Below are 26,742 nucleotides of genomic sequence, written 5' to 3'. Positions count from 1 at the left end.
ACTGTTGCAAAAATAAAAAGTTTTGTGAAATTAACGAGGGCTAGAGTTACAAAATCAAGTTGTGCTTAATAAAATATTTCAGTGTGATCTTTTTATCTTTGTGGTATGAACTCTTTAGTAGAAGAAAATTACTTAAAGGCCCTTTATACGTTGGCAAATGCAAATGGCGAGGTCAATGTAAATGATTTATCTATTCATTTATCGATTAAAAAGCCTACAGTCACTAGTATGATGAAAAAACTTGCGGCAAAATCATTGGTTCATTATGAGAGTTATAAACCCTTAAGGTTGACTGAAGACGGTAAGAGAGAAGCGGCTCTTATTTTGAGAAAGCATCGATTAACTGAAATGTTTTTGGTAGAAAAAATGGGGTTTGGTTGGGAAGAAGTTCATGAAATTGCTGAACAGGTTGAGCATGTAAAGGCACCCAAATTTTTTGAAAAAATGGATGAACTGCTTAATTACCCTTCATTTGACCCCCACGGTTCCCCGATTCCTAATAGTAATGGTGAGATAAAGGAAGAGAAATACCTCCATTTAAGTGATTGTGCTACTGGTGATACGGTAAAAGTGAAAGCTGTTGCACATTCTTCGAACGAATTTCTGACCTTTTTAAACCGACGTGAAATAAAACTAGGACTTGAAATTTACATTGAATCAATAGAGTCATTTGATGCTTCGATGCGGGTGAAGGTAAATGATGAAATACAATCATTAAGTCATACGGTATGCGAACGTCTTTTGGTTGAAAAGGTTAGCTAATATTTTTAGCATTCATCTTTATTTGAGAATTCCTAAAATTATGTTAATTCCTTGTTTTTACTAAGGATTTTACGACTGACTTTGTAACTTTATGGCATGAAGTATACGCCGATAGATAAGTTAGTTGTAAAGCCAGTTAGTAAGTTAATTCATAGTTCGTTAGCGAGCGGAATTGTTCTTTTTTCATCCGTAATAGTTGCATTAGTTTTAGCAAATTCTGCTTGGGCGAATGATTATTTTCACTTTTGGGAATACGAATTCTCAATACAATTAGCCGATTGGGTGGTTTCAAAAAATTTACATCATTGGATTAATGATGGTTTAATGGCCGTATTTTTCTTTGTGATTGGATTGGAGTTGAAACGTGAAATCATGAATGGAGAATTGTCAAATCCTAAAAACGCAATATTACCAATAGGAGCGGGTTTAGGAGGAATGATATTTCCGGCATTGATTTATTTATGCATTAACCCGGGAGGGAATGAAGTTGACGGTTGGGGAATTCCCATGGCAACAGATATTGCCTTTGCACTTGGTATACTTCACTTCCTTGGAAAGCGCGTTCCAATGCGGTTGAAAATTTTCCTAACCGTTTTAGCAATTGCTGATGATTTAGGAGCTGTTTTGGTGATTGCGTTTTTTTATACATCGGATATTTCAATGTATAGTTTGGGAATAGCGTCTGTCTTTTTAGCAATTATGTTTTTAGGTAATATTTTAGGTGTACGCAGTTTGTGGTTTTATAGTATTGTAGGCTTAGGTGGATTTTGGTTGTCTTTTTCGATGTCTGGTGTTCATGCCACCATTTCAGGTGTTTTAGCAGCTTTCGCAATTCCTGGTAACGTTAAAATATCGCGTATTTCATTTGTGGATAGAATGAAACGATTAATCGGTGATTATGAATCGGCAAAAGTGGAGCAAGACACCACTTTGGTTTCTGGTGAAAAAATGAAAATTTTGAGTAAAATTAAGTACTATTCAAATGCGGCAGTGACACCTTTACAAAAGCTTGAAAATGTGTTGCACCCCATAGTTGCATTTATAATTATGCCAATATTTGCATTGGCTAACGCTGGAATTGCCTTTAGCGATGAGATTATTGCTGATTTGAGTTCTCCGGTGACCTTGGGGATAATGTTTGGTTTGGTGATTGGGAAATTTTTAGGTGTTACTGGTATGGTAAGGGTTTTAACTTGGCTAAAATTAAGTGAATTGCCGAAAGGTGTTACCTGGAATCATATAATTGGGGTGGGCTTCATTGCAGGTATTGGTTTTACGATGTCCCTTTTTATTAATAACCTAGCGTTCACTGATCCTGTTTTAATTAGCAGGGCCAAAACGGGTATTTTATTCGCATCAATTATTGCAGGATTAATTGGCTTTATCATTCTTTCGAGGGAAGGACGGAAAAATGGCGTGCAAGATGATGCTTAAAAATCCTTCCGCGAGGGATGGAAATGGCAGCTGCAGCCAAGTAAAAATAACTGCAAACCTTTTGGTGCCGATGTGGCGCGTAGCAAACGCTCGGAAACATTAGATTTGCTATTTTTATTGGCTGCACTACAATGGACAGCCCGTTAACGCGGCCAAAAAAGTTTTATCTTCTTCTTCCGGTATATGTCATGGCTTCACCCTTTCCGAAACTATAGCTAAAGCCAAGGGTGATGAAGCGTCCTCTTTTTGAGAAATTGTATAATTCAAAAGTAGGTTGTGTTACGAATGTTTCACGAATTCGTGAGGCAAATACATCGCGAACGGCCAGGTTAATAACAGCTTTTCCTTTCCATAATTTTTTGCGTACACCAAAGTCGGCAAAGAGATAACCGGATACATTTCCTTGAACTGTTTTGTAGGCAGATTGATAGTTACCAGTTAGTTCTACATCAATGTCGGCTTTCAGTTTTAGTTTACTCGTGAGTTTTGCAGACCATTGGTCGCCTTGAAAATCGAAATTTTGTCCTTCAAATTCACCTTTTCTGTTAAAATAGCCGTAATTGGCTTCTCCAATCAAAGACAACCATTTTGTAGCCGTATATTTTCCGTTTAACTCAATTCCGTATTTATCTCTTGTGCCAACATTTAAAGGCGTTGAAATATTGACATTGTCTTGAAAGTAGGAGACACGCTCTACGACATCTGTCGTGTAGAGGTAATAGAGACTGGTGTTTAATGAAAATTTATCGAAGAGGAAAATACTTGTGATTTCGTATGAATCCGCAAATTCAGGCAGAAGGTTGGGGTTTCCGGTTCGGATACTATATGCATTTCGGATGTTAAAGAAAGGGTTGAGATCCCATAATCTCGGTCTAAAAATTCGGCGAGAGTAGCCGGCTTGTAGTTGGTACCTTTTAGAGATTTTATAAGAAGTGTGGAGGCTTGGAAAGAGGTTGGTGTAATTTTGCGAATTGCCTTCGTTTGTATTCGTGAGCAGGGTGTTGAGTTCGGTGTTTTCTGCTCGCAAACCTAGTTTGATGCCCCATTTTTCTCCTTCGTAAGAGCCGGTAGTATAAATGCCCAAGACTTTTTGGTCGTACATGAAGTTGTTTGTAAGACTAGAGTCGACGATAAAAACATCGTCGATTTGGTTGAAGACTGCATAATCATTGCCCACATCGTTAATTTCGTATTGCGCACCAGATTCAATGGTGAATTTTGATGAGATTGGGTTTACATAATCGAATTTGAACGAATAGTTAGCTTCGTAAAAATCAGTGTTGATTTCTTGCCCTGATTGATCAAGCGTTCCACTAATTAATTGGTGCTGGAATTTTGATGCTTGATCTTTACCGAAAAAGCGGCCCTGAGTGGTGAAGATCATTTCATGTTCTTCGTTGTTTTTGAATGTTTTTTTATAATTAAGATCATATTGGTATTTGGGATTCAGGGCATCTGTTGTTTCGATTCGTTCGTAGGCACTTACAATTTCATTACTTTCATTCAATATGTCAAATCTCAGATTGGAAGGTTGTTTTTCGATTTCGTATGCAAAATTACCTGAAAGCGTGATGACATTTCGGTCATTAAGGTAATAATCAGTGCCCAAGGTAATATTATAGAATTGTTCGTTTCGATACCCAATACCGTCACTTTGTATTGTTGTGCCACTTGTGAGGTTGCGATTGGTAGAGCTGTAGTATTGTGGCATTGACCTGTAGCCTGCACCGAATTGTGTAAAGAAGTTGAACTTATTGCTTCGTAGGTTTACACTGCCTCCTATACTGTGGTTATGAGGGTAACCTGTGTTTAGGGAGATGGAGCCGTTGATTCCTTTTTTTTCATTTTTTTTCAATACGATGTTTATTATTCCTGAAGTTCCTTCGGCATTGTATTTGGCTGATGGGTTGGTAATGACTTCTATCCGTTCAATCATATCAGCTGTAATTGTGCTGAGGGCATTGCTTTGGTCATCACCCGCAACAGAAGGTTTTCCGTCAATAAGAATTTGCACCCCTGTATTACCGCGTAAACTTATTGTTCCTTCAATATCAACATTTACAGAGGGTACATTGTTTAGTACATCCATGGCTCCCATACCTGTGCTGCTAATATCGCTACCCACATTAAATACACGTTTGTCCAGTTTAAATTCCATAGTTGAACGTTCTGCAGTCACATCTACAGTTTGCAGTAACGTGTCGTTTTGCCGTAGTTGAATTGTTCCTAGATCGATTTTGTTTTGCGTCCAATCTATCGTTTTAACAGTTTGGTTAAGGTAACCGATGAACTTAATTTCTAAATAGATATTGGTACTTGAAGTTGTTAATGAAAATTCGCCTTCTAGGTTTGTTGTCACTCCTGTAATTAACTCATCAGAGGTTGCTTCTTTTAATAAGACAGTTGCATAAGGGATGAGATCGCCGTTAGCGCCATCAGCTACTTTTCCAGTTAGGGTATAATTATCTTGACCAAGACTTGTAAATGTGCCAATTAGAAAGAGGAAGCTTAATTTAATAATTGCCTGCATGATTCATGTTGTTTTTGCAAATATCAGGACAATTTAATGAAGCAAAAATCTTTTGCAGGTCAACGACAGAATTAGGGAGTTAAACGACAAATTTTAACCCGGTAATTGGTTATTTGTATACGATTATTTTCAATTTTAAGTCGATTGACATTTAAATTCGGTTGATGAGCGAATTCTTTACTAAAAGTTGAAGGGAATGCTTTAATTTTGTTTTGTGATGACTGAGAAACAAAAACAAAGAGGTTTTGAAATGTTGTTTCACCTAATATTGGTGATCACGGTTTTTATTTTTTATGCATTTGATAGGAGGGATACGCGAATTGAAGAATTTGAAATTGTTTTTTTTCTAAACTATGTTTTTGCTGCGTATTTGATTAATTTTTGGTTGTTACCTCGTTTTCTTTATAAGCAAAGGTATTTGCTATTTGGGGTGATTTTTTTAGTGCTTTTGGCCATTGTTATTCTAATTGAAGAAGGTGTTGTTGAACAAATTTACTTTCCTGAAACAAGGGGTAAAAGTTTTCCAGGTGTGTTTGAAAATTTATTGGGCATTTTACCAGTAGTAACTATTTTGGTGGGATTTAAATTTGCTTGGGATGCCTTTCAAAAGCAACGGCAAGTCGATGAATTAAAACATGCTGTCAAGGAGAGTGAGTTACAATTTTTGAAGTCTCAAATTAATCCCCATTTTTTATTCAATAATCTGAATAATTTATATGCCTACGCACTTGAAAAGTCAGAAAAAACACCTGAGATTATTTTAGAGCTTTCAGGTGTTTTACGTTATATGCTTTATGAATGTCGAGAGGAATACGTTCCTTTAAAACAGGAGATTGAACAAGTTGAAAATTTTATTAACCTTTCGAAGTTACAATTTGAAAATAGGGGAGAGGTGCAATTTAAATTTGAAAATCGAGCGAGTCAAATGTATACTATCGCACCTTTTTTATTAACGGTTTTTATAGAAAACGCTTTTAAACACAGTGCATCAAGTAAAAGTGATGATGTATTCATTCAGGTCGAATTAATTGTAGAGGAGGATGGCCATATTGCATTTTATTGTGAGAACAACTATTCGGAAGAGACGAATACCAAGAGTTTGAGTCGTGGGATAGGATTAGAGAATGTAAAAAAAAGATTACGATTATTGTATCCCAACGATCACAGTTTAATGATAAAAAAACATGAGGGATTGTATCAAGTGACTTTGGCTATTAATTTAAACAAAAACGAAGGATGAATTGTCTAATTCTTGAGGATCAAGCACCTGCTCAACGCGTTTTGATGAACTATATTGAGCGTGATGGCCGTTTGCGACTAATAGATGTTTTTACAAGTCCTTTAAAGGCGTCAGCGTTTTTTTTAGCTCATCCTCACCAGCAAATTGATTTACTTTTTTTGGATATTCACTTGCCTCATCAATCTGGGATTGATTTTTTGAAAACTATGGAAAATCCACCTGCTGTAGTTTTGACTACAGCCTTTTCCAATTACGCTGTTCAGGGTTTTGACTTGAATGTTTTGGACTATCTTGTGAAGCCCTTTTCTTACCCGAGATTTCAACAAGCCATTGAAAAATTCGTTCAGCAATATCAATACCAATCTAAATCCCTATTTGTTAAAAGTGGACACGAAATGGTGCGTGTTAATCCGTCTGAAATTGTTTATATCCATTCGGATATGGATTATACAGAGCTTTATCTGTTAAATGATAAAAAGTTACTGACGAATGAAACCTTAGGGAACTGGGAAATATTACTCGAAGAAGAGGGGTTTTATCGAATTCATAAGTCTTATTTGATCAATAGTCATCAAATTTTAAAGGTTTCAAAAACACAAGTTGTTTTATCCAATAAAACGGTGTTAACAATCGGAAGGGCCTTTAAGTCCAAGTTTTTTAGTGCGATTGAAATAAATAATTAAGATTTAAGATATAAAATTAACAATTCAGTCAAATAAAATAACAATCTAATCATGTAGGACTTGAAACAGTTGGTTTTTTCTAAGACTAGCTTTGCAAAAAAAAGTCCTACAAAATGAAACGATTATTAAAAAATGCGCTTGTCGTTGCACTTACCATGTGCGGATCGACCTTAAACGCCCAAATTAGTATCACTGATTTGGATACTGATTACAATCAAAATTTTAATTCACTTTCGCCAACTTATTTGGATAATAGTTATGAACTGTTACCTGAAGGGTGGCTAGCAAAAGAATATGGTTCTAATGCAAATGAAGAATATCGCGCCGAATCTGGAGAATTGGCGGGAGGAGATTTATATAGCTTCGGTGATGCGTTTGGTCCTGATAGCTTGGAGCGTGCCATGGGTAGTATAGGAAGTGGATCTTTATATGCTGTTCATTACGGAATACCTTTCGTGAACGAAACAGAGGAGACCATTTCTTCTGTGAACATCTCTTACCGCGGTGAGTTGTGGCGTGTGGGTAATGCAGATAGAGGTACAGGACAAGATACATTGCACTTTTTTTATGGTGTAAATAAAGGTGAAATTTTTGCAGAAGGATATACTCCCTTGCCCGTTTTAAATTTTGTAAGTCCGGCGGCACCTGGAGATCCTAGAAATCAAGAAAGCGTTGATGGTAATGCTCCGGGTCAATTTACTTTAATTGAGGCAAGTTTTGATGTGACTATTGCTCCATCGGATACATTATGGATAAAATGGTTTGATCATAATTCGAGCAGTTACGATGATGGTTTGGCTGTTGATGATTTAACGGTGTCTTTTAGTGCAATTGAAGCACCAATTTCTTTATTTGGTGAAATAGCCTTGTTTGATACTTATTATACAGAAGATTTTAATTCGCTTTCCAACGAATATGGGTTGGAGCTTGGTTTTGAAACTTTGCCAACAGCATGGTTCGCAGAGGAAAATGGAGCGAATGCGAATACTACTTATCGGGTTGCTTTTGGAGATTATGCAGGAGGAAATATGTATAGTTTTGGTGATAGTGTAAGTACAGACAGAGCACTTGGTTCAATCGGAAGTGGGTCGTTGAATAAATCAACATATGGTTCCGCGTGGATCAATACTACAGGTGAGGTAATTGAGAATGTAGAAATTAATTTTACGGGTGAAATGTGGCGTCAAGGTCGTCCATTAAGGGCAACTGGGCCAGATACATTGCATTTTGATTTTGCAATTAACGCTTCGGGTATTGGAGCTGACGGATTTACAGCATATGATTTACTAAGTTTTTATTCTCCTGTTGAAGACGGTACGCTTAATGTACCGACGGATGGGAATGAGCCTGTCTACCAAACAGAAATTAGCGGTGTGATAGGAAGTTTAAGTCTAATGCCTAATGATACGCTTTGGGTAAGGTGGACAGATTATAATTCAAGTAGTTATGATGATGGTTTGGCAATTGATGATTTTAGTATAGCTGCAATTAATACTGCTGATATTTTAACGGTTTCATTTCAACATCCTACCACAGTAGTAAATGAAGAAGATGGTGTAATTGCTGTTCCTATTGTTTTGGCTAACGGGAATGAGTTTCTTAGTCAGGTAGATGTGAATTTACACGATGCGGGAACGATTGATTTGGAAACCGATGTTAATCTTGTGTCTTCCGTTGTATCCTTTACTGAAGGTGCTGAGTTTGATACCGCTTTTTTTTATTTTGAATTGATAAATAGCGAGCCGTTCGAATCGGATGAATATTTTGTGCTTTCGCTTTCCAACCCTAGCAATGCATTTTTAGGTGAGGTTATCATGGATACAGTTCGAATTATTAATTATGAGTATCCGACAACTCCTATTGCAAGTCTCAGACCTGTAGATGAGGACGGTGTGGCAGAAGCACTTGGAACAAATGTGAAGATTAATGGAATTGTTCATGGCATCAATTTTAATTATACAGGAGGATTTGATTTTTACCTTTTAGAAGAGGATGGTGGAATAAATGTTTACAGTGCAACGGAATTACTAGGTTATTCGCCACAAGAAGGAGATGAACTAAATGTTTGGGGTAAGGTTAATCAGTTTAAGGGGCTAACCCGAATTGAGTCTATTGATTCTATCGAGGTTGTTTCAATGGATAATGACTTGTTTTTTGCAGATAATATTGAGTTGGCTACAGAGGTTACAGAGTCACAATATGTAACCGCTGATTCATTGAAACTATATCCAGCAATTGCTACATGGCCAGCGAATTTAACCGTGGGTGCCGTGAATTTGGCAACATTGGATACTGTAAGCTTATATATTTCCTCAAATTCTGATTTGGCAGGAGAAGAAGCACCAAGTGGACCATTTAAGGTGATTGCTATTGGGTCTCAAAATAGTTCTTCAACAGATGCGCCATTTAACGATGGTTATCGTTTGATGGTTCTTGAAACAGAATCAATGAGCTTTGCATCTATTAAGAATATAGTGGCAGTTGAAATGAGCGCTTATCCAAATCCAACAGCTGGAGAGGTAACAATTAAAGGGATTCAAACAGGTAGTACTTACCAATTGTCTCATTTAAATGGTCAAGTAATAACCGATGGAACCAATCTAACGGATACTACAATTCAGCTTGATTTGAGTGAACTGGCTGCTGGATTATACTTTTTATCAATCCAAAATGAAGGCGCCATTCAAACCTTAAAAATCATTAAAAAATGAGTAGATTAATCGTTGTATTCTTATTATGGAATTTAATTCCTACTGGCTTAATGGGGCAGGGATCATTCACACATGGTCCTGGTGAAGAAATAGAACCGGAATATTTTAATGCCGATTTAGCACCGTTTTATCACGGTGTTGCGAGTGGTGATCCACTTCAAGATAGGGTTATTATCTGGACAAGGGTTACACCGACTACCGATACGTTGATTGAAGTCAAATGGGTAATGGCTACAGACACTAGTTTTAACTATGTGGTTGCTGAGGGGGTAACGCACACCGATTATACGAAAGATTATACCGTAAAAATTGATGTAGAAGGGTTGTCTCCCAATGTTACCTATTACTATTATTTTACCGCGTTAGAGAAAAATAGTTTAGTGGGACGAACGCATACCTTACCAGGAGAGAATGGTGAACATTTGCGTTTTGCTGTAGGATCATGTAGCAATTACCAAATGGGGTATTTTAATTCGTACAAGCAAATTTCTAAGCATAATGATCTAGATGCTGTCATTCATTTGGGAGATTATTTGTACGAGTATCCAACTTATGATTACGGATATACGGCTGAGGTTGGACGTGAGCATCGTCCTAATCATGAAATTATCAGTTTAGATGATTATCGCGTACGGCACAATTTTTATAAGCTTGATCAAGATTTGATGGCAGCTCATCAGCAGCATCCTTTTATTTGTGTGTGGGATGATCATGAAATTGCCAACAATACTTATGAAACTGGTGCGCAAAATCACAACGAAGAAACGGAGGGTGATTTTATTACAAGAAAAGAAAATGCCATTCGAGCGTATATGGAATGGATGCCGATTCGAACACCAGAATATGTAGGAGGGAAACCCCAAATTTATCGTAACGTGCGTGTTGGAGATTTAGCAGAGATTATTTTGATAGACACCCGTGTGGAGGATCGCGATAAGCAGGCTTACAGTGCCGATGATCCATTGTTTTTGGATAGTACACGAGTTATTTTGGGAGATGATCAAAGAGAATGGTTGTTTGATATAATAGATCAGACACCTGCAACTTGGAAAATTTATGGAAATCAAGTGATGCTTTCAGAAGAAGGGGAGAATGACCCGGATGTTGACGCTTGGACAGGATATCCTTATGAGCGCGAAAAAATGATCAATAAAATGATGGAAACTGGGAACAAAAACCATGTTGTTTTAACAGGTGATACTCATCGCTCTTGGTCTTTTGATTTAACCAAGTTTCCTTATGACGAAGACTATTATCAACCACTAACAGGAATGGGAACATTTGGTGTGGAATTGGCAGCGCCAAGTTTAGCATCACCTAATCGAAATGAAAGTAATCCAGGAACTTCCCCTATACCTTATCAAAACGCTTTGCTGTATGAGAACCCGCATCTGCGTTATTCTGATTTGGATAATCACGGCTATTTTATTTTAGATGTTACGCCATTTAAAACGCAAGCCGACTATCATTATGTTGACACAAAATTTAGATCAGATCGAGATAGTTTAGGTCAGGGGTGGTTTACATTAGTGAATCAAGGTTATTTACAACAAGCGCTAAGTCCTTCGGCAGGCAAAGACATTCAAGCTAATCCGGCACCTGATACCCCGCTAGATTATGTTGAAGAAGACGAAGGTTTGGGAGTTGAAAAACTTCAAATGAGTTATTTTGTAAGTGGGGTTTATCCTAATCCAACTGTTGATTATTTAGTGATAGGATTATCATTAAATGAAAGCAAAAACTTCACTATTGAGCTGATGGATACTCACGGAAAGGTTCAATTTAATACTACAGTTGAAGTGGGAGCGGGGAATCAAAAAATCACAATTAATTTACCGGGACATTTAAGTCAGGGGAATTACTTTTTGCATTTGCAAGCAGAAGGCGAAATTGAAAAGACAAGTAAACGTGTAGTTATTGCCCATTAATTATTTGGTTTGTAGATTGATCACGAGCAGGCAATATTGTCTGCTCGTTTTTTTTGGATGATTGTTATGGTGAATAAAGTAAGTCTCATTCATCGTGCAACTTTATCGCATTACATTAAGTCTTTAGTATAAGATTGTGCGAAAGCCAATTACAATTAACTTAACAAACAATTTTAATATTGTCTTATGAAACGATTCTTTTTAGCCCTAGTTCTTTTGATGGGGGTATGTATATCCGGGTATAGTCAAACCGAACCACAACCCATGCCCTTGTATGAACATAAAATACTGTTTTACGATTTTCAAATGGATCATGAATCGGTGGAAGTGACTCAGTTGGATGGAAGCGCAATAATAGGAGAACAACCGACAATTGCACGAGATCCAATGGTAAATGGTTACGTTATAGACTTTACGGAGTGTTCAGAAGGGAATTATCTTATTTCTGGAATCCACGAAGATAATGAGGTAAGTTATCGCGTAGAGCGATAATGACAATGATTCAATTTTAGATTTTCTTCAATAACGACGGCTAAGTATAGCGGTCACGAATGTTTTTAAGCCAGCCATGCTCATGTGCTGGTTTTTTTAGTTGAGGAAAATTAATTTTAGGTTAGGGATGAGGAAAAGGATTGGTTTTGTTCTCCTCTTATTCAGACGAACTAAATTTATGCCTAATCCCCAACTTTTGTGCTTGATCCATAAACTTCTCGTCCTGTCCTTCCATTGCATTTTTATGAAACTTTGGTGCACAAAAAAAGCCTCACGTTTTTGTGAAGCTTTTTTTATCAGCGGTCCGGACGGGACTCGAACCCGCGACCCCATGCGTGACAGGCATGTATTCTAACCAACTGAACTACCGGACCAAGATTTTTAATTTCTTACCCCTCATTAGAGGCGGGACAAAAGTAGGTATATTTTTTCTTCTGACAAGCAAAAAAATGAAAAAAAAATTAAATTATTTTTTGACGTTTGATCAAGTATTGCTGTAATACGAATTCAACTCCCTCATTTATATCGGCTTCGACAAAATCAATCTTGAATTGAGTGCATTTCATTTTAAGGTCATTTTTTATTTTTTCTACTTGTTTTTGGAAAGTTTTTTTGATTTCAGCAGGATGTAATTTTATTTTTTCTCCACTTTCTAGATCGATAAATGTGGTTGGTTTATTCGGGTAATTTAATTCCATTTCTTTGGATTTATCCATTACGTTAAAAAGCAGCACCTCGTGTTTGTTGTGTTTTAAATGTAAAAAGGCATCTGTCAGCTCTTCTAATGATTCATTACTGTAGAAATCGGAGAAGACAATAATTAGCGATCGTTTATGGTTGCTTTCGGCAGCTTGGTGAAGAATGGAGGCAAGAGACGTTTCAACATTGAGCTGCTCGTCTTGACTGACCATTAATTGCTCGAGCTCATTATAGATCATCCGTTGATGGGTTGGAGAAGTTTTTACCGCTGTATCCAATCCTATCTTATTGTTAAAAACAGTAAGTCCAATTCCATCACGTTGTTTTTTGAAAATTTCCATAAGTGAGGCAATTGAATAAATACTGAACGCTATTTTATTCAACTGTTTTTCTTGGTCTAACTTAGGGAAATACATGGATGAAGAATTGTCTAGAATTATTCGACACCTTAAATTAGTTTCTTCTTCATATCTTTTTACAAATAGCTTATCTGTTTTAGCGTAGAGTTTCCAATCGATATGTTTTGTTGATTCTCCTGCATTGTAAAGCCGATGTTCTGCAAATTCCACAGAAAATCCGTGAAATGGGGAACGATGTAGTCCTGTTATAAATCCTTCCACCACTTGTTTGGCAAGGAATTCTAAATTTCCGAGTTTAGCGAGTTCTTGTATGTCTATTTTTCCGTACAAAATGGTATTTTATGGAAAGATACTAAAATCCATAGAAATCCTTAACTTTAGGAGAGCATTATGAAAGATTTAACCCAAGACGATAAACGAGTATGTGAGAATTGTGGAGATCCCATAACAGGGAGGAGTGATAAACGCTTCTGTTCGGATTATTGCCGAAATATCAAGCACAATTTACTCAACAGAGATAATTCGAATTATATGCGTAAGGTGAATAATATTCTACGGAAAAATCGAAGAATACTTGCTAAATTCAACCCGCATGGTAAGGCAAAGGTTTTAGGAACGACATTAATGGAAGAAGGATTTAATTTTGCCTATTTTACAAATGTGTATGAAACGAAGAAAGGTATGCGCTATCATTTCTGTTATGACCAAGGTTATTTGAAATTAGAGGATGGATGGTATGCCTTAGTTGAGCGGCAGTCATATGTTAAATAATGAAGTATATTAATTATCTATTTATATTCCCTGTAAAACTGTATCAATGGTTTATATCGCCTATTTTTCCGGCGAGCTGTAGGTATACACCTACTTGCAGTAATTATACAATTGCTGCGATAAAAGAATGGGGGCCAATTCGTGGCAGTTGGATGGGGATAAAACGCATTGCTTCCTGTCATCCTTGGGGTGGTCATGGGCACGATCCTGTGCCCGAGAATCCTAAAAAAAAGAAATAAAAAAAGAGGACCGTTTTTGATCCTCTTCTCACTACTTACCGTAAACCTATTTCAAAACGAATTGAGGTTTAATAATTGTCGCATTTTTTGATGCCTTGAATTGTGTTTTAGCATTTTCCAGCCATTCTTTAAACAGTTCAACATCAGCATGGGTTTGATAATTTGCTTTTCCAGAAATATTATTTTCTTTATGGTCCAGCACAACATATAAGGGTTGCGTTACCTCTCCGTAACGCTCAATTTCCATCTTCATCCATTTGTCACCAACAGTTTCCATAGGCTCACCATCAGCTTTTAATTCACCTTCGTATTTTTTTGGCAATTTCGAACGTTCGTCTACATATAATGAAGCAATGACAAAATCTTCAGCCATGATAGGAGCAACTTCTGGATCGGCCCAAACATATTCTTCCATTTTTCGGCAATTCACACAGGCCCAACCTGTAAAATCTAATAAAAGGGGCTTATCTACAGATTTTGCATAATTTAAAGCATCCTCATAATCTCTAATCGTATTTATACCGTGTCCGTGCGCATGAGTGCTTTCTGGCCAACCGTCAGGAATTTCAGGGGCATGTCCATGAATTCCATAAGGCGATTCTGAATAGGTCATTGGAGGTGGGAATCCTGAAATTATTTTTAACGGAGCACCGACCATACCCGGCATCAAATAAATGATGAAGCCCATAACGAATGTGGCGAAAATACCTCGACCAACCGATAGTTTTTGAACAGGACTATCGTGAGGGAAATTAATTTTACCTAGTAAATAAATAAATAGTACGATGAAAATTCCAATCCAAATTCCTAAAAAGAGTTCACGTTCAATCATGTGTAATTGTAATACCAAATCAGCATTTGACAAGAATTTTAAGGCAAGGGCCAATTCTACAAATCCTAAAACAACTTTTACTGTATTTAACCATCCTCCTGATGATGGTAAGGAATTCAACCACCCCGGAAAGGCAGCGAATAATCCAAAGGGTAAGGCAAGTGCAATGGAAAATCCTAGCATAGCTACAATCGGTCCAGACAATCCTCCTTCTGCTGATTGAACGAGAACCGTTCCTACAATTGGACCGGTACAAGAGAATGAAACCAAAGCCAATGTAAAGGCCATGAAGAAGATTCCAATTAAACCTCCACGGTCAGCTTGTTTATCCGCTTTATTCACCCATGAAGCTGGAAGAGTAATTTCGAAAGCCCCAAGGAAGGAAATCGCAAAGACAACAAACATGATAAAGAAAACTAAATTTACCCATGGATTAGTTGCCATGTCATTTAATATAGTTGGCCCAGCAATTGCCGTCACTAACACTCCTAGAATGACGTAAATTAGTACAATAGAAACGGCATAAAAAATAGCTTTCCTAATTCCTTCCGCCTTAGTTTTCGATTGTTTAGTGAAAAAACTTACTGTCATTGGAATCATTGGGAAAACGCACGGAGTTAACAAAGCGATGAATCCACTAAGGAAGGCAATGATGAAGATGATTAAAAGTGAATCTTGGCTCGAACGGTTTCCGTTATCAACTGCCTCGGCAAGGTTAAAAGACAATTGGGTAGGAGCAGCATTTTTAAAATCGTTTTCGCACCCCATTAAATAAATGTCTAGATCTGCTAAAACTGTTGGTACGTTAGCGGTGTCTTTTATTGTAAACGCTTGTTTGATTGTTGCTAAATATTTATAACCATTTGATTCAGTACCAACATTTCCTTCAATGTCCAGTGTGTAGGGTTGAATTTCTTGAATTTGATCATTCGCTTGAATTTCAAATGCTGATTTTAAGCCTTTGGGATTATCAAAAGCGTACATTGCAAAGGTCGAATCTATTTGAATTTCAACAGTTATTGAGTAGGACTTTTCATCGGTTCTAAACGGGTCAAATGATTTGATAACAACTGGTTGAAACGAATTGCTATAGTTGCTGCCCTCACAAGTGTTTAAAATTTTTGTAAGGTTTGAGTCAATACCCGTTGCTTCAGTTAAATCGTTGTGGACATTGTCATCACTAGTTTCATCCTCATCATCAGCTTCTTCATCTTGAGAACCTAAGTCTTCTTGGTTCGATTTGCCAGCTTCGTCGCAATCTATATTGTCTGTACCTTTAATTTTTAGTTCGATATCTCTAAATTCTGGAGGTAGACAAGCCGTTTTACAAGCCATATAACCGTATGACATTTTAAGGTTAAAATCTTCTTTTGATTTGATTTTAATCTTTTGCCAAAATTTAGCTTTTTTACCATGAAAAGATCGTTCAGGGAAACCGTCATTGTCGATTAACTCTGCACCCGATTCATTCGTTTTACCTACGAGACTGAAATTATCATCCGTTTGGTAAGTGAACTCTGTAGGCATCGGAATTGCACCGTCAGGCTGAACCTGAGAATAGATGTGCCAACCATTTTTTTGAGAGACACGCATGGTAATCAAGGCTTCGTCACAACTTGGGTAAGTTACTTCAAAATTCCAGGTAATTACATCGTCAATATTGCTTGGCATTTCATCCTGCCCAAAACTAAAAATGGTGGTCAAACCAAGTATAAATAATCCGATTTTTTTCAACATAATTCTATTACTGTTAGGTCCAAAGTCAAATGTAATACAAAAGGTTGAGATTGTAGATTTTCAATATTTGCGATTGTTGAAATTCTAAAGCAAAAAAAAAGACGGAATTAACCGTCTTTTAAATAGATTTATTGATAGGATTATATGTATCTTATGTCAATAATTTTGGAAATAGGGATCCATAATCCGCCTTTGAGGCAAATGAATTTATTCCCTGTGGCCCAAATAGTTGTTTGAACCGATTTTGGTCCTGAATCTGAATAAAAATCAATATGGAACTTTACCTTACTCAGGTTTCCCAGTCCCGTTGCATCCCTTAATTTTTTTAATAATTGAGGATGTTGTTTTATATTCATTGGATTCTTAAAAGAAAAATTTGCGATTGCTTCTTTTTCAACGAGAGTCGGGTTTGTTATTTCTTGCATATCAGTCTTTATTTGGAGGCAAGTCACCCATAAAATCAACATTTACGTTCAAAAAAAGGGTGGATTACCATTTGTTAGGAAGGATAAGTTAGTGAAAAATTATGAAATCGCAATAAGAAGTTGCTGAATTTTTTAACCAGACTTATTCATCTGTTGTTCTAATTGAGCAATTGGAAACTCGTTAAAAATTATAATCTAAAAGGAATGATTTAAGCAAAAAAAATCCCGCTTCAAAAAAAACGGGATTCGAAATATTTTTAGGGTTATCTAATCCAGCCAAATATACTTAGTCATAAAATCATTTTTGTCCATTTTTTGACCTTCAGCTTCAATATTATTGACCTCGAGGCTAACGAACAATCTCAAAATAACTCGTCGAGACATATCATTGTCTTCTACCAGCGTGATTGTAACATTGTTTCCATTTTCTGCTGGATTAACACTCACAGAGAAATAACTCTCGTAGTAAGCTGCAGAATTATCAATTTCATCTTTTTGTATTTCTGGTCCAAATAAAAAGTTAAAACTAGTAGTAGCTGTTTTATCGTATCCAGCTTTAGCGTCTGTAAACTTTACAGAAGTTTGTCCGAACCCCATTGCCGTAATCATTACTACTGCAATTAAACTTAATACCTTTTTCATGCGATTTTTTTTGTGTCCCCTCAACCTGTTTAGGTTGGGGTTTCGTTATTACTTTTTCTTAACCTCAGACGCAATTAGTGTGCCAAAGGTTGTTGTAAATATATAAAATTCGGCGGTTTAAACCTTTGTTTCAGGATGATAATTCTATTTTTGTTCTAGTATTTGAAGAAATAAGGGTAGATGGGTTTAAAAGCTTTTTTGGAGAAAAATAGAATAGAAGCGGGCTGTGATGAAGCAGGGCGTGGATGTCTGGCAGGTCCTGTTGTGGCTGCGGCAGTTATCTTGCCTTCCAATTTTCAAAACGAAATTTTGAATGACTCTAAAAAATTATCTGAAAAAAGACGTAAAGAATTGGTTCCTATAATAGAAGAACAGTCTATTGCGTTTGGGATTGGAGTTGTAGATCATACAGAAATTGATAAGATTAATATTTTAAACGCTTCATTTGAAGCAATGCATCGTGCCGTAAAAGCTTTAAAAATTATTCCTGAACACCTCTTAATTGATGGTAATCGTTTTAATCCAATGGAAAACCTTACGCATACTTGTATCATTAAAGGGGATGGAAAATATTTATCCATTGCTGCGGCATCAATTTTGGCGAAGACGTATCGAGATGAACTAATGATGGATTTACATCAGGAGTATCCCCAATATGATTGGAATTCGAATAAAGGGTATCCAACTAAAAAACATCGCGAAGCTATTGCTCAATCTGGAGCTAGCCCTTATCATCGAATGTCGTTTAATTTATTGCCCGCAGAACAATTGTCAATCTTTAAATAGATTCACATTTGGCTGTGTATATCCTCTGGTTATTGGTCTGATTTCCCTCTATTAATGTTCTATTTTTGTTTAAGATAAAATAGAGCATGAAAATTTTTCGTTACGTATTGACCGGTATACTCGCTGGACTATTCTTATATACAGCCTATTACCTTTATGATCGTCAGCAAAATACCTATCACTATTTTTCATTCAAAATAAACGATAATGCAAGTCAGGTCTACATTCCTGATCTCGATAGGTTGACCAAAAAATTGAGATTTAATCGGGACTTATCTTGGTTAGCAACAAATGAAAGTTTAAATACTGCTGCAAGTTTCATTCTCGACTCTAATAATACAGGACTCAATGAAATCTTTGGCACTTCTTGCTTGCTTTCGTTTGATGCTGATAATTTTTCAATCGCTTTTGGAAATCCAGATTTTGATTTTGAACAGTTGGTGGGATTTGTAAAAACTGAACTAGGTTTAAACGCTTCAATAAGTGAGGGTAATCTAATTATAGCCGAAAAACAGTATGAGGCTAATTACTACGGGACTTTTGCTGTTATTAGTTCGACTGCATTTAGCCCCGAAAAAAATCCAAAAAAAATCCTTTTTTCAAATGCTGATTATTTGTTGATGAAGGATAGTGCATCGGTCACGCGTTATATTTTAAGTGGAGATCAAAAATTTAAAGTTTGGAACGAAATAGCAGATCCCGTTCGGGGCATACCCTTGCGTCATGATGATTTAATTACCCGGGTTCCAGCAAGTTTTGAAGCTGTGTACTATTATGGTTCTCAGCGTTTTCAGGAGGATAAATTTAGTTTTTTTGAAACACCTGAAGAAGAAGCGTTTAATTGGATTGGTGATCGTATGGTAGTGATGAAAAAAGGAGAATATGAGCTGGTATTAGCTCAACCAAATGCATCGCGTGATTTGAGATTGATATTAGAAGAATCCACACTAAAATTGAGTGGTGATTCGGTTATCCAGTCATCAATCAACATAAAAAACTCAGAAATTTTCCCGTTTAAATCGAACTTTAATTGGCAATTAGCAATTCCCGAGTTAACTCAGGAACTGAATTATTATACTGAGTTTGAAAACTTCAATATACTGTCTAACAATCTAAGTGCTATGCAATGGTTTTTATCCGAGGTTCAATTAGCCAATTTAATTGGAGATCGGGAGGATTTATATGATAAATATCTTCAGTCCACTCCAATTAGAAGCCATCAAATTAGCATTCTGCAACATGAAAGCGACTTATCTTTTGAATCGAGTATCTGGATTGACAAAACGAAAAGAACAAAAGCAATTACTGAAATTACCAAACAGCAAGGCGAATTGGATGGCGGGAAGTCATTCGTTGCGCCTTTTACACCTAATTTTATTCAGCCATTTAAAGTGGGGGGGATGAATTATTTGTTGCTGACTAACGACCGAAAGGCGGCTGTTTATACGGTTAAAGGCGAAGAACAATGGAATTTCGATTTACCATCCGACCTCATTCAGAAACCTAGCATTGTGGACCTGGAGAATGACGGGAAATTCGAGTTTGTATTTTTCATGAAGAATAAGTTTTTAGTCCTTAATTTAAAAGGAAAGACAGCGGGGCCACTATCGCTAAATTTGGAAGAGCAAATTGTTGGTGGACTAGCGGCCAATTATGATCAAAAGTTTGACTATCGCTTTTTCGTTATTACTCCAAGCGCTGTTAAATTATACAATGAACAAGGGAAGATTGTAACAGGGTGGACGTTTAAGAGTGGCGGAGTTCAGCTAACTGGTCAATCTTCTTACACGCAAATTGACGGGTTAGATTATCTTTCTTTTTTAGGAACTAATGACCAATTATTCGTTCTAAATCGTCGAGGAGAAAATCGTTTTAATGAGGTTATAGTACCAAAATTAAAAAATGAATCACAATTTATTACGGGACAAAATCAAGAAAACTTACATAAATTGGGGTATAATAATCAGTACATTTATCGACACTATTTGAAAGATGGTACAACAGACTCGTTAAAATTAGATAAAAGCGTTAATGGAGTTGGCGAACGGTGGATATTACTCGACAAACCAGTGTTATTAGTCGAAGAGTCGAATAGAATTTTGGTTTTTGATACATTTGGATATGTGGTAGAGGAAATCCTTAAACCGCAAGGAGCAACTGCCTTTGTAAGGGTTGAATCAAACCCGTCAATTCGTTTCACATTTTTTAACAATTCTAATAATAGTTTATATTTGTTAGAAGGGGATGGAAGAATAAACCTTTCAGTTCCATCTACCAATGCTGTTGTGTATGGCCTTAATGAAACCCAGCTGTATACCTTCGATGGCAAAATGATTAATGTACACAATTTAAATTGAGAACGATGAATAAAAAGTTACTCGTATTACCTGTCCTGGCCATCTTTATGGCATTTGGATCAAAAGCCCAAGATTTTATTGGGTTTCGGCAAAGTAATTATTCAGGTGTTTCAGGCGGTGACCTGAATCCTGCACATATTGCGGACAGTCGATTTATTGTAGATGTTACGCTTGGAGGATTTTCTACTTCGGCCTATAACGATCACCTTTATTTTAATCCTCATCAAATGCCGTATTGGTGGACGCAATCTTTTGACAGTGAAGATCCAAAAGTAGATGCTTGGCTTAGTGATACCACTTTTGGAGATATTATTCCTAATGAAGATGCTCAATCTACGGTTAACGCTGGTAAAGGGAACTTTTTTGAATTTGCAAATCCCAAAGGTTTAGCAAGAAGGGCATATGTAGAAACAAATACGGATATCCTTAATTTTATGGTCACTATAAATCCTAAAATGGCGGTTAGTTTTGGTATTAAAAACCGAACATTTTTGAACGTGGACCATGTTTCTGATGAGCTAATTACCTTGGCCGTGAATGGGTTGGATTATTCGCAATTGTGGAATAAGAGTTTGGATGATGAACTTTTAAATATTTCATTCAATAGCTGGATGGAGTATAATTTGGGCTTTGCAATGACGGTGATGGATGACGAAGAGCATTTTATTAAAGCCGGAGCAAAATTAAAATTCTTGCAAGGACTGGGTTCACTTTATATGTATACTGATGAAGTGCGTTATAACCTTCAGAATGATGATACTTTACAAGGAATTGCAGGTACATTTAATTACGGTTACTCTTCTAATATCGACAAACACTGGGATGCCTCTTCCAGCCAATTTACAGGAGACCCTTCGTTTAGTGATATTTATCAATTGCAGTCTAAACTCGGGTTAGGTTTTGATATCGGAGCGATTTATGAGTGGCGACCAGATTGGAAAGAGTATAAATATGATATGGACGGTGAGACGAATATTTGGAGAAGAGATCAAAATAAATACAAGTTAAGGTTAAGTTTCGCCATTAATGACATCGGAGGAATGCGTTATAATAAATCGGTGAACAGTAGAAACTTTAGAGTTGATATTGATCCGAACAACCCAACGGAGGTATTGAGCTTATTTGATTTTGACGATACGGATGGATTAGAATCGTTTAATGCTAATGTGGATACCCTAGTAGATGCTGGTGGAGCAGAGTACCTTGAAGATTCGGGTGATGACAATACTTATTACATGAACTTACCGACCCACATTAATTTAGGCGCAGATTATCATATTTGGAAAGATTTTTATTTGAATGCAAGAGGAACGATAGGGTTTCAGATGAATAAAAATGCGAATAAGGTTCGCTACCCATCAATGATAAGTGTTACACCTCGATACGATTTTGCGTGGGCAGGACTTTCAATTCCAATTTCTTATTCTGGGGCCTATGGCACTCGTGCTGGTATTGGATTTAGAGCAGGACCTGTCATTTTTGGTACAGGAGATTTAAGATGGGTGTTTGCACCAGGGAAGGACAAACAAGTTCGTGGAGCAGATTTTTATGTGGCTTTAAAAGTTCCAATTCTTTATGGTGCGCCTAAAGATGCTGACTTAGATAAGGTGTCTGATAAGATGGATTTATGTATTGATACACCAGGAATTTGGGAGTTTAGAGGATGTCCTGATACGGATGGAGATGGAATTCAAGATTCAGAGGATTCGTGTCCAGAGGTTGCTGGGTTAAAAGAATTTAATGGATGTCCAGATACCGATGGTGATAAAATAATTGATAAGGACGATGCCTGTCCTGAGGTTGCAGGATTGGCTGAGTTTGACGGTTGTCCTGATACTGATGGAGACAAAATTATTGACAAAGAAGATGATTGTCCGGAAGAGGCAGGAATTGCATTGTTTAATGGTTGTCCAGATACGGATGGTGATGGCTTAAAAGATTCGGAAGACCTTTGCCCTGAAGTTGCTGGTCCAATTGAAAATCAAGGTTGTCCTGATACAGATAACGATGGAATTTTTGACTATTTAGATGAATGTCCAACAGAGGCAGGACCAAATGAAAATAGAGGTTGTCCATGGCCTGATACCGATGGAGATGGTTTACTGGATAAGGATGACAAATGTCCTTATAACGCAGGTCCAGCGAAGAATGATGGATGTCCTTATAAAGATACCGATGGAGATGGTGTGTTGGATAAAGACGATGAATGTGTGAATGTTCCTGGTGTCCCAGAAAACAATGGATGTCCAAAAATCGAAGAAGAAGAACAAGAAATCATTAATACTGCTTTTGATAACTTAGAGTTTGAGTCTGGAAAAGCAATTATTAAAGAAAGTTCTTTTGAATCGTTAGAAGGCTTAGCTGAACTCTTAATTAAAAAAGAAGATTGGAAATTAAAGATTGCAGGTCACACTGATAGTCAGGGGGCTGCTCAATCTAACCTTATCTTATCTAAGAAAAGAGCAGAAGCTGTAAAGACTTTCTTAATGCAAAGAGGAATTACAGACGAACGTTTATTTGTTCAATATTTTGGTGAAGAAAAGCCAATTGATACAAATGATACTCCAGAAGGGCGTCAACGCAATAGACGTGTTGAAATGGATATCGTGTTCGAGTAAAAAAAAACGATCAATAGAAACCCTTCTGACACTTGTTAGAGGGGTTTTTTTATTGGAAGAAATTTAGAATTAACTTAATTTTAAGTGGGAAAAGCCGCATTATCATTATTTTTGAATACCAATAATAGAATGATGAAGTATTTAATAATCCTCTTGTCCGTTTTAACCCTAGTGGCATGTAAAAATGAAAAGGCACTGGAGATTACGCCAGAACAAATAGATAATTATGTTAATGAAAAGTCGAGTGAAACTCAGGAGTATGATGTTTCTCAGAGTTTAAGATTTTCGCGTGAACAGGATACTTATGAAGTTGTAGAATTTTTACAAAATGATTCGGTTATACTCAACCAGGAAATCATTCAAAATGAATTAGAGCACGTTACGCGACAAGTCTTTTACAAGTCTGGTTTACCTGTTTTTATTAACGAGGTTATTGCGCGGAATTCAGTAACCAATCCTTTTGAGGAGCGAAAAATTTACTTGGATGGAGTTTCTATTATTGAAGCACATCATCGTACAGCTGAATATGAGCAAGATTTACCCTATATTGATTATCAAGCCTGGGAGGCCAATATAGAAAATTATGATTTCCAACGTCCGAAAGATGCGATACTTCAAAAAGGTGAGTTTAGCATGTCTTTTTCTGAATTCATAGAAATGGATCCTCAGAAATATTTGATTCTTGAAAATGAAAAAAGCAAATACGATGTAGCTTTATTTGTTGCTGAAAATCATGAGCTTATCCAAAAGCTAGAATTAAGTCCTGAGGATTTCAAGGGACAAAAAATTTTCGTGACGCATCAATTTGTGTTGATGAATAATATTGAAAGAATGTTATTCGTGGATGGGGAGTTAAAATAAGCTAATGCTCTTCAATTGTTAAAGAGTTTATCAATTTATTTTTCCCGACAGTTTTACTGTTTACAGTTACCCTATACTTATTGCCTGCTACAGTGAGCAGTTCTCCAATAAAGTATTGACTTTTTTCTGCATTTGCCTTGTGAATGATTTCAAAATTCTTGGTTTTATGTTCTGCAAAAAAGTGCTGTAAAATTTGCTTTGCTTGGGATCTAGAATAAAAATTAGCTTTTCCAAGTATAGAGAAGTCTACATTCTCACCAAAATAACTTGCTAGTAAAGTCGCATTTTCTTCCTTAAATGATTTTACTAATATGACGTCAATAGGTTGCTGGGGAGCAGGAGCTAGTATGACACTGTCAATACTTTCAGCCAACTCCATACTGATATCACCTGATGTTGGTTGAGCAAACGCATTACCTACAATTGCGAGAAAGAAAATTACAGCGAATTTTTTCATATTCCGTGTTTAATTCAAATTTAATTAAAGTTTTCAGAATTCAAAGTGAGCAAAAACTACGCCAAATATAAGATTCCTGTTGATATAAAAGTAAATTGTATCTTTCGAACTTAAATGGAAAGGCATGCAAATTAACTTAATTGTGGTTGGAAAAACGCAGGAAAAATTTTTAATCAATGGGGAGGCAGAATATCACAAACGATTAAAGCGTTATATTTCTTTTAAAAAGATTGAAATACCAGATTTAAAACAGGCTAAAAAGTTAACTGAAAATCAAATAAAAACAGAAGAAGGTAAACTAATTCTTGATAAGATTAATCCAAGCGGCTTGGTGGTCCTCTTAGATGATAAGGGAAAAATGCATACTTCAATGCAATTCTCAAAATGGATTCAAGCAAAAATGAATCGGGGCTATAAACACATTACATTTATTGTGGGGGGTGCTTATGGTTTTTCAGAGGATGTCTATCGCGCAGCAGATGAACAAATGTCCTTGTCTAAAATGACTTTTAGTCATCAAATGATTCGACTTTTTTTTACGGAACAAGTGTATAGAGCATTCACAATTTTGAGAAACGAACCTTATCACCATGAGTGATTATTTTGCAGGACCAAACAAGTATTGCCAGATTGTTGGGTGATAGTGCAGTTGACTTGTGTTTGGTGGAGCCGGAAACGGGTCAGTTTCACCGCCCATTATTTTAGTCATTTGCTCTTGTAAAAGGTCTAGTCCATTAATGTACTGTAAGATAGGGTAGGTTTTGAAGTTGTCAGATTTACGGGGTGAAATTCGTCGCTGTGCAATTATATTTCCTGTGTCAATTCCGGCATCTACATAGTGCAACGTAACTCCGCAGTTTTCAAGGTCCTTGTGATAAATAGCCCAAAAACCTCCGTGAATCCCTCTGTATTTAGGCGTTATACCTACATGAATATTTATAATTTTTACAGCAACGTTTTCTATGAATTCTTTTTTTAAAATTCGGGTTCCATTAATTACGATTAAATCAGGGTTCAACGCGTTAATCTGCTTTACAAGGTTGGTATCATGAACAGATTCAATCTTTTTGTAAGGAAAACTATATTTGTCTTTTAAATTATTGGCTTTTAGAATAGAGGCAATTCGCTTTTTTCGTTGCGGTATTAAGGGTAAAACTAGACTTAAGAATGAGAGTTGTCCAAGCGTTTTAAACCAACCTATTTTCTTTATTCTGCGACTTATAATTTGTTTTTTTGAGACCGGTTTTTCTATGAAGACAGCTAAAAGTTCTGCACTTTCTTCCAGTCTTTGAATGAGCAAATTGGTCGATAACCCTTTTGTGGCGAGGACGATTACTTTAGGTTTTGACATGATCTGCTATTTCTTTCATAGTTAAACTTAAAAAAGTATACCGTTTGGCCAGAACATGGTAGTAGGCTAAAATTTCTTCTAATTGCTGCTGTGCAAGTTTTGGGTGCTCACAAAAGTTATGAGGATGCCACCAAAGGTGATAAACTGTGCCTTTTTTTGCTGCCTGATGCATTTCTCGTTTTATCCTTCGTATTTTTCGACGCTCTAACCATTTTAGCGAAGTAGGTGGGCGTAAAAAACGATTGGCAGGTATATTTACCATACCATGGTGAGTTTTTAATTCAGACAACTGATATGATTTTGTTCGGCTAATTGGAAAGAATGCATCTACAACGCGAAGCGTTTTTTTGAAAATTGATTCCTGCGCATATTGACTATTTTTCCAAAAACGATTTTCTTGATTCCCTCGATAGGCCAGATACCCTTCTTTACCTAAAACTTCTAGTGTTGCTGTATTAACTTGGTTTCTGGGGAAAACGATGGTTTCAAACCTTGTGTTAAAACGCAGACCTAAATCAGTCATTCTTTTTAGGTCTATTTTAAAATCGTCGAGTGTAACGCCTTCTTCTAATGTGTAAAAATGGCTATAGGTGTGTGATCCTAATTCTTGAAGAGGGCTATTCAAAATGCGTTGGACAAGTGTTGGTGCTAAAAGTTTGTCGGGATTAAAGACTGAATATTTCTCGTAACTAAGCGGAAAAGGAGAGTAAGCCGAATTCTTGTATGGAATTTTTTTACGGTCTTCATAATTTATTAACTCATCGATTGAATTATGTCCTAATAACCCCACTGTAGCCCAAGTCACGTGCATTTCGTATCGTTCAAACA

The 26,742-nt window shown here is 36.6% G+C and carries 22 protein-coding genes, 1 tRNA gene and 2 pseudogenes; 16 read left to right on the top strand and 9 right to left on the bottom strand.

Going from position 1 to position 26,742, the window contains the following annotated elements; translation table 11 throughout:
- Positions 1-105 precede the first annotated feature (105 nt).
- The gene (locus A8143_RS09250; protein ID WP_070137912.1) at positions 106-762 is read left to right on the top strand and encodes a metal-dependent transcriptional regulator; all 657 of its coding nucleotides are present in this window, start codon (positions 106-108) and stop codon (positions 760-762) included.
- Between the two features lie 96 nt (positions 763-858).
- Positions 859-2,196 (top strand): Na+/H+ antiporter NhaA, encoded by a 1,338-nt coding sequence (gene nhaA, locus A8143_RS09245; RefSeq protein WP_070137911.1) that lies wholly within the window; start codon positions 859-861, stop codon positions 2,194-2,196.
- A 163-nt stretch (positions 2,197-2,359) separates the two neighbouring features.
- Here the strand turns inward: nhaA and A8143_RS09240 are convergent, their stop codons facing one another.
- Positions 2,360-4,726: an outer membrane beta-barrel family protein gene (locus tag A8143_RS09240; protein ID WP_070137910.1), complete on the bottom strand. Its 2,367-nt coding sequence runs from the start codon at positions 4,724-4,726 to the stop codon at positions 2,360-2,362.
- Positions 4,727-4,943: 217 nt separating this feature from the next.
- Between A8143_RS09240 and A8143_RS09235 the strand changes: the two genes are divergently transcribed.
- The 5 genes from A8143_RS09235 to A8143_RS09215 all read left to right on the top strand — a co-directional run bounded on the left by A8143_RS09235 (position 4,944) and on the right by A8143_RS09215 (position 11,780).
- Positions 4,944-5,966, top strand: a complete 1,023-nt coding sequence (locus A8143_RS09235; protein WP_070137909.1) for a sensor histidine kinase — start codon at positions 4,944-4,946, stop codon at positions 5,964-5,966.
- Positions 5,963-6,649, top strand: a complete 687-nt coding sequence (locus A8143_RS09230; protein WP_070137908.1) for a LytR/AlgR family response regulator transcription factor — start codon at positions 5,963-5,965, stop codon at positions 6,647-6,649. Before A8143_RS09235 ends, A8143_RS09230 begins: the two co-directional genes overlap by 4 nt.
- 113 nt (positions 6,650-6,762) lie before the next feature.
- Positions 6,763-9,360, top strand: coding sequence for a T9SS type A sorting domain-containing protein (locus A8143_RS09225; protein WP_070137907.1), 2,598 nt, complete (start codon positions 6,763-6,765; stop codon positions 9,358-9,360).
- The gene (locus tag A8143_RS09220) at positions 9,357-11,288 is read left to right on the top strand and encodes an alkaline phosphatase D family protein (RefSeq protein ID WP_070137906.1); all 1,932 of its coding nucleotides are present in this window, start codon (positions 9,357-9,359) and stop codon (positions 11,286-11,288) included. Before A8143_RS09225 ends, A8143_RS09220 begins: the two co-directional genes overlap by 4 nt.
- A gap of 186 nt (positions 11,289-11,474) precedes the next feature.
- Positions 11,475-11,780 carry a hypothetical protein gene (locus tag A8143_RS09215; RefSeq protein WP_139134317.1) on the top strand — a complete coding sequence of 102 codons (306 nt, stop codon included), beginning with the start codon at positions 11,475-11,477 and terminating at the stop codon, positions 11,778-11,780.
- 300 nt (positions 11,781-12,080) lie between these two features.
- Here the strand turns inward: A8143_RS09215 and A8143_RS09210 are convergent.
- Positions 12,081-12,154: transfer RNA gene (locus tag A8143_RS09210), tRNA-Asp, on the bottom strand.
- Between the two features lie 87 nt (positions 12,155-12,241).
- Positions 12,242-13,168 (bottom strand): DUF58 domain-containing protein, encoded by a 927-nt coding sequence (locus A8143_RS09205; RefSeq protein WP_070137904.1) that lies wholly within the window; start codon positions 13,166-13,168, stop codon positions 12,242-12,244.
- A gap of 60 nt (positions 13,169-13,228) precedes the next feature.
- Between A8143_RS09205 and A8143_RS09200 the strand changes: the two genes are divergently transcribed.
- A complete protein-coding gene (locus A8143_RS09200; protein WP_070137903.1) occupies positions 13,229-13,609 on the top strand; it encodes a hypothetical protein in 381 nt (126 codons plus the stop codon).
- 8 nt (positions 13,610-13,617) lie between these two features.
- On the top strand, positions 13,618-13,848 hold the full coding sequence (gene yidD / locus A8143_RS09195) for a membrane protein insertion efficiency factor YidD (protein ID WP_217494802.1): 231 nt from the start codon (positions 13,618-13,620) through the stop codon (positions 13,846-13,848).
- Between the two features lie 46 nt (positions 13,849-13,894).
- On the opposite strand, the gene A8143_RS09190 is transcribed toward yidD, so the two are convergent.
- The 3 genes from A8143_RS09190 to A8143_RS09180 all read right to left on the bottom strand — a co-directional run bounded on the left by A8143_RS09190 (position 13,895) and on the right by A8143_RS09180 (position 17,484).
- On the bottom strand, positions 13,895-16,417 hold the full coding sequence (locus A8143_RS09190) for a protein-disulfide reductase DsbD family protein (RefSeq protein WP_070137901.1): 2,523 nt from the start codon (positions 16,415-16,417) through the stop codon (positions 13,895-13,897).
- A 140-nt stretch (positions 16,418-16,557) separates the two neighbouring features.
- A complete protein-coding gene (locus A8143_RS09185; protein ID WP_139134316.1) occupies positions 16,558-16,842 on the bottom strand; it encodes a hypothetical protein in 285 nt (94 codons plus the stop codon).
- A gap of 267 nt (positions 16,843-17,109) precedes the next feature.
- The gene (locus A8143_RS09180) at positions 17,110-17,484 is read right to left on the bottom strand and encodes a hypothetical protein (protein WP_070137899.1); all 375 of its coding nucleotides are present in this window, start codon (positions 17,482-17,484) and stop codon (positions 17,110-17,112) included.
- Between the two features lie 180 nt (positions 17,485-17,664).
- Between A8143_RS09180 and A8143_RS09175 the strand changes: the two genes are divergently transcribed.
- From A8143_RS09175 to A8143_RS09160, 6 genes and pseudogenes are all read left to right on the top strand, one after another.
- Positions 17,665-18,270 carry a ribonuclease HII gene (locus A8143_RS09175; protein ID WP_070137898.1) on the top strand — a complete coding sequence of 202 codons (606 nt, stop codon included), beginning with the start codon at positions 17,665-17,667 and terminating at the stop codon, positions 18,268-18,270.
- An 86-nt stretch (positions 18,271-18,356) separates the two neighbouring features.
- Complete coding sequence (locus A8143_RS09170) at positions 18,357-20,627, top strand: hypothetical protein (RefSeq protein ID WP_070137897.1); 2,271 nt, start codon at positions 18,357-18,359, stop codon at positions 20,625-20,627.
- A 5-nt stretch (positions 20,628-20,632) separates the two neighbouring features.
- Positions 20,633-22,093: pseudogene (locus A8143_RS17390) on the top strand (DUF5723 family protein); the annotation flags it as partial.
- A 195-nt stretch (positions 22,094-22,288) separates the two neighbouring features.
- Positions 22,289-22,789: pseudogene (locus tag A8143_RS17430) on the top strand (thrombospondin type 3 repeat-containing protein); the annotation flags it as partial.
- Between the two features lie 24 nt (positions 22,790-22,813).
- On the top strand, positions 22,814-23,245 hold the full coding sequence (locus A8143_RS17425) for an OmpA family protein (protein WP_449390405.1): 432 nt from the start codon (positions 22,814-22,816) through the stop codon (positions 23,243-23,245).
- Positions 23,246-23,377: 132 nt separating this feature from the next.
- Complete coding sequence (locus A8143_RS09160; protein WP_070137895.1) at positions 23,378-24,106, top strand: hypothetical protein; 729 nt, start codon at positions 23,378-23,380, stop codon at positions 24,104-24,106.
- A 1-nt stretch (position 24,107) separates the two neighbouring features.
- Here the strand turns inward: A8143_RS09160 and A8143_RS09155 are convergent, their stop codons facing one another.
- Positions 24,108-24,563: a DUF4783 domain-containing protein gene (locus A8143_RS09155; protein WP_070137894.1), complete on the bottom strand. Its 456-nt coding sequence runs from the start codon at positions 24,561-24,563 to the stop codon at positions 24,108-24,110.
- Positions 24,564-24,687: 124 nt separating this feature from the next.
- Between A8143_RS09155 and rlmH the strand changes: the two genes are divergently transcribed.
- Entirely contained in the window at positions 24,688-25,161 is a 474-nt protein-coding gene (gene rlmH / locus A8143_RS09150; RefSeq protein WP_070137893.1) for a 23S rRNA (pseudouridine(1915)-N(3))-methyltransferase RlmH, read from the top strand.
- Here rlmH and A8143_RS09145 read toward each other — a convergent pair whose 3' ends face one another.
- On the bottom strand, positions 25,162-25,914 hold the full coding sequence (locus A8143_RS09145; RefSeq protein WP_070137892.1) for a formyl transferase: 753 nt from the start codon (positions 25,912-25,914) through the stop codon (positions 25,162-25,164).
- Entirely contained in the window at positions 25,901-26,725 is an 825-nt protein-coding gene (locus A8143_RS09140) for a polysaccharide deacetylase family protein (RefSeq protein WP_070137891.1), read from the bottom strand. Before A8143_RS09140 ends, A8143_RS09145 begins: the two co-directional genes overlap by 14 nt.
- Positions 26,726-26,742 lie beyond the last annotated feature (17 nt).

This window comes from Crocinitomix algicola (assembly GCF_001661595.2).
In the GTDB taxonomy this organism is placed as follows: domain Bacteria; phylum Bacteroidota; class Bacteroidia; order Flavobacteriales_D; family Crocinitomicaceae; genus Crocinitomix; species Crocinitomix algicola.
This window is presented reverse-complemented; position numbering and strand designations above follow the sequence as displayed.